Annotated in this window: 8 protein-coding genes and 1 pseudogene; 7 read left to right on the top strand and 2 right to left on the bottom strand. The window is 45.1% G+C overall.

The window, feature by feature from the left end:
- The 4 genes from AC438_RS16890 to AC438_RS15870 all read left to right on the top strand — a co-directional run.
- Window positions 1-539, top strand: a 539-nt coding sequence (locus AC438_RS16890; RefSeq protein ID WP_156317120.1) for a DUF6378 domain-containing protein, incomplete at its 5' end; no start/stop codon positions are given.
- 74 nt (window positions 540-613) lie between these two features.
- Window positions 614-802 (top strand): hypothetical protein, encoded by a 189-nt coding sequence (locus AC438_RS15880; protein ID WP_053982246.1) that lies wholly within the window; start codon window positions 614-616, stop codon window positions 800-802.
- Window positions 803-828: 26 nt separating this feature from the next.
- Entirely contained in the window at window positions 829-1,050 is a 222-nt protein-coding gene (locus tag AC438_RS15875; RefSeq protein WP_053982245.1) for a hypothetical protein, read from the top strand.
- A gap of 21 nt (window positions 1,051-1,071) precedes the next feature.
- Window positions 1,072-2,268, top strand: a complete 1,197-nt coding sequence (locus AC438_RS15870) for a tyrosine-type recombinase/integrase (RefSeq protein WP_053982244.1) — start codon at window positions 1,072-1,074, stop codon at window positions 2,266-2,268.
- 540 nt (window positions 2,269-2,808) lie between these two features.
- Here the strand turns inward: AC438_RS15870 and AC438_RS15865 are convergent.
- Window positions 2,809-4,242 (bottom strand): S41 family peptidase, encoded by a 1,434-nt coding sequence (locus tag AC438_RS15865; RefSeq protein ID WP_053982243.1) that lies wholly within the window; start codon window positions 4,240-4,242, stop codon window positions 2,809-2,811.
- A 155-nt stretch (window positions 4,243-4,397) separates the two neighbouring features.
- On the opposite strand from AC438_RS15865, the gene AC438_RS15860 reads away from it, so the two are divergent.
- From AC438_RS15860 to AC438_RS17460, 3 genes are all read left to right on the top strand, one after another.
- The gene (locus AC438_RS15860) at window positions 4,398-5,102 is read left to right on the top strand and encodes a response regulator (protein ID WP_202904783.1); all 705 of its coding nucleotides are present in this window, start codon (window positions 4,398-4,400) and stop codon (window positions 5,100-5,102) included.
- Between the two features lie 30 nt (window positions 5,103-5,132).
- Window positions 5,133-6,389, top strand: a complete 1,257-nt coding sequence (locus AC438_RS15855; RefSeq protein ID WP_053982241.1) for a HAMP domain-containing sensor histidine kinase — start codon at window positions 5,133-5,135, stop codon at window positions 6,387-6,389.
- A 109-nt stretch (window positions 6,390-6,498) separates the two neighbouring features.
- Entirely contained in the window at window positions 6,499-6,675 is a 177-nt protein-coding gene (locus AC438_RS17460) for a helix-turn-helix domain-containing protein (protein WP_082354225.1), read from the top strand.
- Window positions 6,676-6,703: 28 nt separating this feature from the next.
- Here the strand turns inward: AC438_RS17460 and AC438_RS15850 are convergent.
- A pseudogene (locus tag AC438_RS15850) lies at window positions 6,704-7,568 on the bottom strand (hypothetical protein); the annotation flags it as partial.

The following is a 7,568-nucleotide window of genomic DNA, read 5'->3' as shown; positions in this document are numbered from 1 at the left end:
GCAAGGGCAACGCATTAACGCACACTCAAGTCGCTAAGGCCCTTGATGTTAACCCACAATTTATTAAAGAAATCGAAAACGGCGAAGCGCCACCGAGCACCATTGCCGCGCAACAATTAAGCAGACTGTGCGAGCTCTATAACGTCGAAGAAAACTGGTTAATTAACAACACCATAGAGCTCAGCGACGGGAACGCGCCCAGCCTTCCCTCTGGGGGTCACCGCCTGATCCTTTGCGAGCAAGGCCCCCTCCCCACCAACACAATCAGCGCGGCCACCCTCTTAGAAAATGCCGCGAATCACATACAAAACCGTGCAAGCCAGCGTGACAGCGAAGACGGCGGGCGCAGCATGGCCAATACCGTCGCCAGCTTTAACGCCATGTACGGCACCAACATTAGCGAGCAACAAGGCTGGATGTTCATGGTGTTTTTAAAAGCCAGCCGCGCAAAACAGGGGCAATTTGTCAAAGACGACTTTGAAGATGGCGCTAGCTATTTTGCTTTAGCCGGCGAAGCCGCAAGCAAAGAGGCCGCCTAAAAACCGGCTGTAAAAATACCACTGTATGCGTGAAGCACTAACGCAGCCCACAACACAAACAACAAGGATCCCTCATGGCAGATGACATTGATACATCAAACGACAACCAACAAAAATACACAGACATCCACATAGCCAATATTCGCAAGCAAGCGCAGCTACCCCAAGGAGTGAAAGGGGATTGTGATTTATGCGGCGAATGGAGTGGGCGCCTAATTACAGGTATTTGCGCACCGTGTCGCGACTTGCATCAAGTCGCGTAGAGGCCTACCAAGATAGGAGAATCACTATGAAATTAGTCACACACACACAACTCAATCGCGCCTACTTCAAATCAGGCAGTCGTCCAGCCCGAAAATTTTGGATGGATGCCGTTAATGATGGCACGATCAATGGCCGAATAATACAGGGCGTTGTATATGTTGATGAAGTTGATTTTCTCTCTCGCGATAATTTAGATAAACCCCGCATCGCGACAAACGATGACAGCGTAATTGACTTACTGGCTTAGAGCCAATAACTAGGAAAAATCATGGCCCGCCCTAAAAAATCTCGCTACTTTAACGGCACTTTACTTGCTGACAATCTTTATTTAGATCCTAAAAGACGCGATGGTTTTTGGTGTTATAAATTGCCTAACGGCAAGAATAAAATATTCAAAGCGAGCACACCGGAAGACGCAAATATCGCCGCAAACAAGGCGAACGAAAACCGCGATAACTATACAGCCAAAAAAAAATCTAAAGCCGGGCAGACCATTATGAGCTCACTAATCGATGACTTTATAACCTACAGGCAAGAAGCTAGCCCCGACATAGCTAAAACAAAGAGCTGGGCTAATAGGTGCTATGCAATGCGTAAATACGCCAGAGCTATTGACCTCCCTCCCAATAAAATCACTCGTGAAAGCATTGAGCAGTGGTGGAACCGTCTAAGCTATAACGACCAAAAGTTAAGGCATTGCGAATTTAGGAAGCTATTTAACTTTTTAATGGGGAAAGGCTACACACCGCAACTACAGTACAACCCATTTACAACATCAGACGACCGTCCAAGGCTATACCTAAAAGCAAAACCCGCGCGAACTCGCGAGCGATTAAATGAGAAAGGATTTTGGGCTATATATAAAGCGGCAGGTGCGCTCCAATACGAGGGCCTACAGGTTGCCATGGGTCTTTCACTAATAACACTTATGCGCGAACAGGACATACTAACACTACGATTTGATCAGAATATAAAAGATGGAATACTTCAGCGTGTAATCAGTAAATCAGAGGCCCAAAAAGGCTATGCAAAAGCAGCACGATTACAATGGAATACCGAAATCCATCCACTTCTAAATCAAATAATTCAACGGGCGCAGGCTTGCAGTGTAAAAAACGGCAAATGCCCATTTTTAGTCAGCCATAAGCCCGCAAGAATATATCAAAGTAAAGTAAAAGAGCACTACGCACAAATCACCAAAGAGCGCCTTGGCGAGCAATTTAGAAGCGCACGAAATGAGACCAAGCTCTGGGCAAATAGCGCAAGCCCCCCTTCTTTTCATGAAGTAAGATCGCTCGGTGACATGCTAGCTAGCCGCGCTGGTTTCGATATCAAAGTTATACAGCACGCCATGGCTCACAGCGACGAAACAATGACTGCTATGTATCAGGCAAGCCACGAGATGCCCTTTGAAGATGTCAAAGTAATATTCACAAACGAGATGATAGGCGGGAAGGCATTCTGATAAGCTAAAAAGGTTATAATATTCAGTAAGTTAGGTTTTTCTACGCTCTAGACTGGGGGTGTGGGGGTCGTAGGTTCGAATCCTGCTGTCCCGACCATATACCTAGCATCACAGGTTAGCGATCACTTAGCGGAGAAAAACCCTAAGCGCATAAAAATTGATGCTTAAAACAAAAAAAGGCTTACCTTGGTAAGCCTTTTTTTGTGCCTGTAAATTCCGTAAAGAGCCACCTTTTCAATACCCCCAAATGATACATTGAGTGGCGTCAACGCACCCATATCAGAATATACCAACCTTAAAGAACGCAATAACCCTACCTTTGATTTAACCGAAGCGATCAAGCACCAAACGGTATTGCAATCGCCCCATCAGCCCAACCTATCACCTAAGCCATAACTGAGCTTCGAGGGTGAAGGCAAGATGGTTGTGATCAAGAGAGTGATATTTCCCCATTGCATATCAATAACGAAGATAATTGGACTCCTATGCTTTCTTTAATCAAAGAAGAAAATACATTTGAGTGGAGACTGCCTGTAGTGATTATGGCAATGCAATGGCATCCGCTAAGGTATTATCTTGCCCATTAAGGCGCTGAGTATTCGTGAACGATTTAGCCTGAATATCAACAGGAACCCCAATAAATTCGAATAACTCGCCAGCTTCGTTTTTGTAAGCTTCATTGGAGAGTGAAAACACTAAGCCGCTAGGCAGTACTTTAAATAGCATATCCGAGAGCTCGCCGGCTGTACGCTCACCCATTATGCGCACATTGGCTTGTTCGGCCATCACAATCGAAAAGGTCTCTGCGGCGCTTGCGGTGTAAGGGGAATTAAGCAAAATGACGTCCCCGCTATAAGCTACGGCATTGCGCTTAATATTGAGCGTCTCAGCCGCTAACCAGTCACCGCCAACATACACCTGCTTATTGAGCTGTGTAGTATTACTGGCCATAAAGCGCTGCGCAATTTGAAACCCAAACCGATCAAAACCACCACCATTTAAACGATTATCGATAATGATGCGGTCTACATTTTTAAAATCGGCGACCAGCTCATCGAGTGCACTCTCGAGCGCTATAGACTGCGCGTCAAGAGTCAGTGCTTCGCCACCAAAATTTTCCATTCCCTCTAAAAGTACATACCCTTGATTTTGACCAGCCACGGGGATCCAGTGCATAATGCCACCACTATCGGCTTTGCGCCGGCTCATATCCAAATGCTGACGAATACTATTAAGTATAATGTCCACTTGTGCTGATACATAGGTGTCTAAATCACTAACGCCATTGCGGTGGCCTTCGAGCCCAAGCGCCCCTTCTAAAGTCGCTGCGATATCGCCATTAGCTAGCTCATCTACACCGCCTTGCTCAAGATCCAGCGCAAAAAGCTTAACATGCCCATCTTGCGTTATCGCAATAAAGGCCTCTAATACTGACTGTAGTGTTGCAACAGTGGGGCTCGCTTGCAACTGTGCGCGACCACCTTTAAACAAAGTCTCGGTATCAATATTACGCAACGCACTAAAAGCATAATGTCGCTCAAAGGTTGCGACATACCAATCATAATCTCTTAGCACATTTTCTTGATAATCCGCAGCTCCACTACGGGCTATTTCTCCCTTGGGGCAAGCCTGCGCCAACGAGGCCCGTCGCTGCCAGCGTATAGGCGGGGATTTAATACCGTTTAAGACAGTCATTAAATCACCATTATCCAATACAAATTCGTGCGGCAATGCTTCGATATCCACAAACAACGGAAATATATCACTACGTAAACACTCTCCTTTTAACTGATCGTATAAACTTATACCTCGCTCTTCAACCACCATAACCCAGCCATAGCGATTGCTTTGCCAATAGCCCTGCACCGCCCGATCAAACGAAGCGACATTGTTGCACCCCATCATCAGTAACGCCAAAGCAATGGATGTTGTGATGGTTACTTGTTTTATGAGTGACCTTATGAGTGACTTCATTGCGCCAACCTATGCTGTGAAATAGAGTGGCCAGTGTGAAAGGTTGCAGCTGATAGCACCACACGCAGAGTGTGCGCGATTGTATGGGTGTGTATGCAATACTCGCTTTTTAGATACACTACTCAATACAATGGTATCAAAAGGATTCAATCATCGTGACTCACGTATTTATCGTAGAAGACGACCCCAAGTTAGGGCGATTTATCACTGAGTATCTCACTGCACAAGGTTACCGCACGTCGCTCTCAACCCATGTAAGTGATGCTCGGCTAGCCATTGCGGCGCAACACCCCGACATTATTATTCTCGATTTGATGCTACCCGACGGCAATGGATTGGCACTGTGCCAAGAGCTGCGTACGTGGTACCAAGGTGTGATATTAATGTTAACCGCAGTCGCCGATGATATGGATCAAGTTGCTGCCTTAGAGATGGGCGCCGACGACTACATCCAAAAACCCGTATTGCCTCGCGTTTTATTAGCCCGCCTACGAGCACTGCAACGCCGAAGCCAGTCATCTCACCTTGCCGATTCACAACATAGCGAGCAAGGTCGCTTAAAAATAGACTCCCCGCGTAGACGAGCGTTTTTGGATAAAACAGATCTACAACTCACCGACGGTGAATTTGAATTGCTGATTTTTTTATTAAAACATATCGATCAGATACAAAGCCGAGAGGCAACCGTGCAAGCAACGCGAGGCATTGCCTATGACGGAGTAGATCGCACAACAGACACCAAGGTTGCGAGTCTACGCAAAAAACTCGGTGACAACCCAGCAAATCCACAAATTATTATCACAGTACGCGGTAAGGGTTATTTATTAGCCAGTGCAGGCTTGGCCAACATAACAACATAACAACATAACAATACAATAACGGATGACGACATGCCTCGCTTTATTACTTTATTTGTGATCACTATTTCGCTGTATTGGTTGCTAGCGCGCCCATTAATTTTGGGCGTAATTGTGGCATTGAATGAACAACCCATTATTGAAGATGCTCAACGTGATGTAGCCACGGTTTTAGTCTTATTAGACGCATTAGAACAACACTTAACAACCGATGAACTCAATGCGTTAATGGCCAAAAATAATGAAATCAGCAATATCCCCATGCGCAAATTAGCAGCCAGTACGCCCTCTCACCCCACATCTAACGTCGCGCCCGAATCGCCGCTATTAGAACGCATTCAAATATTTAATTTTGAAAATTACCACTGGTCATTTATGACCAAGCAAGGCAACGTTTATCATTTTGGCCCCGCGCTCACAATCAATACACTAGATCGCCTAGTGTTCATATTGTGGTTCTTTTTTTATCTGGGCTTTACAATGATATGCCTAATTTGGGCATGGCAATGGCGGCGGCGAGTCAAGCACTTAAATACCGTTGCGAACGATGTCGCGGCGGGTAACCTTTCGATACGTGCCAATGAACATCCCCACTGGCGATTAGGTAATATTAATATCACCGTTAATCATATGCTGCGTAACATAGAAGCGTTAGTATCGAGCCAACGCTTTTTAACCAACAGCGTAGCACATGAGCTACGAACGCCACTGTCGAGAATGCGCTTTTTAGTGGCGAGCTTGCCAGAACAACAAAACACTCACATTAAAGCGATGAATGAAGAGCTTGATGAGCTCGACAATTTAATTAACGATGTATTAAAGTACGCTCGCACCAACAATACACTGGCCAAACAGCCTGTTATGCCAAAACGGGTAGCTGATGTTTTACGATCAGAAATACAACGCCATTCTATTCAATGTGCGAAACCTCTTGGCGATACTATTGACGACTCTATTATGGTGACGGCCGGCGCTGGGCAACTCGAGCAAATTATTAGCAATATTCTGAGCAACACCATTAAATACGGCAAGCCCCCTATCCACATTTCACTTAAAAAAATATCACAATATACAGCCAGAATTATCATTGAAGACCACGGCTCGGGTATTCCAGATACGATTATTGATAGAGTATTCGAGCCGTTTTTTCGGGGTAGTCAATCGGGGCATGGGCATGGCTTTGGCTTGGCTATTGTGCAACAGCACGCAATCCAACTCGGCGGTCAGGTGAGCGCCCAAAACGGCGCCGCAGGTGGTGCAAAATTCACCATCGATCTACCTCTGAGTTAAAAGCATATAAAACTTTGGATTCAACTTCGAAGAGCATAACTTCATAGGGTAGAAAAGCTGGTGAGCTGATAGTAGGCTAAGCGTTTTTTCTCCGGCAAGAGATGCAACCATAAAAACCTATAATAAGCTCACCGACGATCAAAAATGCCAGATTCCTGAATTATTGCAAGAGGGATTAAGTCAAACAGCTATGGCGCAAAGGCTAGATTGCAACCAGTCTTCTATTAGTCATGAACTTAAGGCAGCCATCAGCAAGCCATGCAACTGGCGCAGGCACGTCGACTAAGTGCAGCAAAACCGCAAAAATTAAAAACCTATTGCAACACGTCAGGGTCATTCAGTAAAACATCATGCATCTCGGGTATTAGCTGTCCTTTTTGCCCTGCGCATTCACTGGTACTGGGAAAGCCTTTTTGCCACGTGAGCTTGCTGGTTTTTAACCAGTTTTTTATTGTTGCGCTGTCGGTTTTTTGTGGGAGGTATTCGCCATTAATTAGTTCATAGTGACGATAATTTTGATGTTTCAGCTTAAAACCTTTCACTGAAGAATTCTTTTTAGTCAGCGATGAATATTGTTTACGCCATACAAGAATATCGGCTTTTGCGTTTTTATCAAAATCACTAAAATACAATTTTGCATAGGCACGTTTACCCATTAAGGCTTTTGGCCCTGCAGCATCCGATAAATAATATGCCCAAGCGTTATCAGGCGCCTCAAAAAAATCTTGCAGCGCGATGCGCGCTGAAAATATTATTTTTCCCGCCGTAGGAGAAAAAACTACCCAGTCAACTTGTTGATCATTGTTACCTAACGGAAGTACCAGCTCATTGACCCCATCACTCTCAAGGTCACCATATCGCAATGGAATATTGGCTAAACAACCCAGAGTCTCGGTATTGAGATAACGGTTACTCTCATAACGATCCCAAACATCTCCTTCTTGGGCGCCTTCAACAGCGTAAATTGCCGCCACCTCTGCATCATCAACTTCATAAGGCCAGCGGGTAAGTGGCCAGCCATTAATACCGCCACTCACACTTAAATCATAATAAGCCACGCCTTTCCCATCACTGGATAGCCCATAATATTTATCCGGTTTTACACTTACTAAATAACTAGGGCGATAACCATATCGAGCCTTAACATTTTTAAATAATTGAATATTACCCTCCCTAGTT

Origin of the sequence: Marinagarivorans algicola, assembly GCF_001292705.1 — a bacterium.
GTDB classification, from domain to species: domain Bacteria; phylum Pseudomonadota; class Gammaproteobacteria; order Pseudomonadales; family Cellvibrionaceae; genus Marinagarivorans; species Marinagarivorans algicola.
The sequence above is the reverse complement of the archived record's forward strand: the minus strand, read 5'-3'. Positions and strand labels throughout refer to the sequence as shown.

Bases quoted from the DNA above. Each gene is read 5' to 3' on its own strand.
- AC438_RS15855 (WP_053982241.1), top strand. From the start codon at position 5,133: ATGCCTCGCTTTATTACTTTATTTGTGATCACTATTTCGCTGTATTGG.
- AC438_RS15880 (WP_053982246.1), top strand. From the start codon at position 614: ATGGCAGATGACATTGATACATCAAACGACAACCAACAAAAATACACA.
- AC438_RS15870 (WP_053982244.1), top strand. From the start codon at position 1,072: ATGGCCCGCCCTAAAAAATCTCGCTACTTTAACGGCACTTTACTTGCT.
- AC438_RS15865 (WP_053982243.1), bottom strand. From the start codon at position 4,242: ATGAAGTCACTCATAAGGTCACTCATAAAACAAGTAACCATCACAACA.
- AC438_RS15875 (WP_053982245.1), top strand. From the start codon at position 829: ATGAAATTAGTCACACACACACAACTCAATCGCGCCTACTTCAAATCA.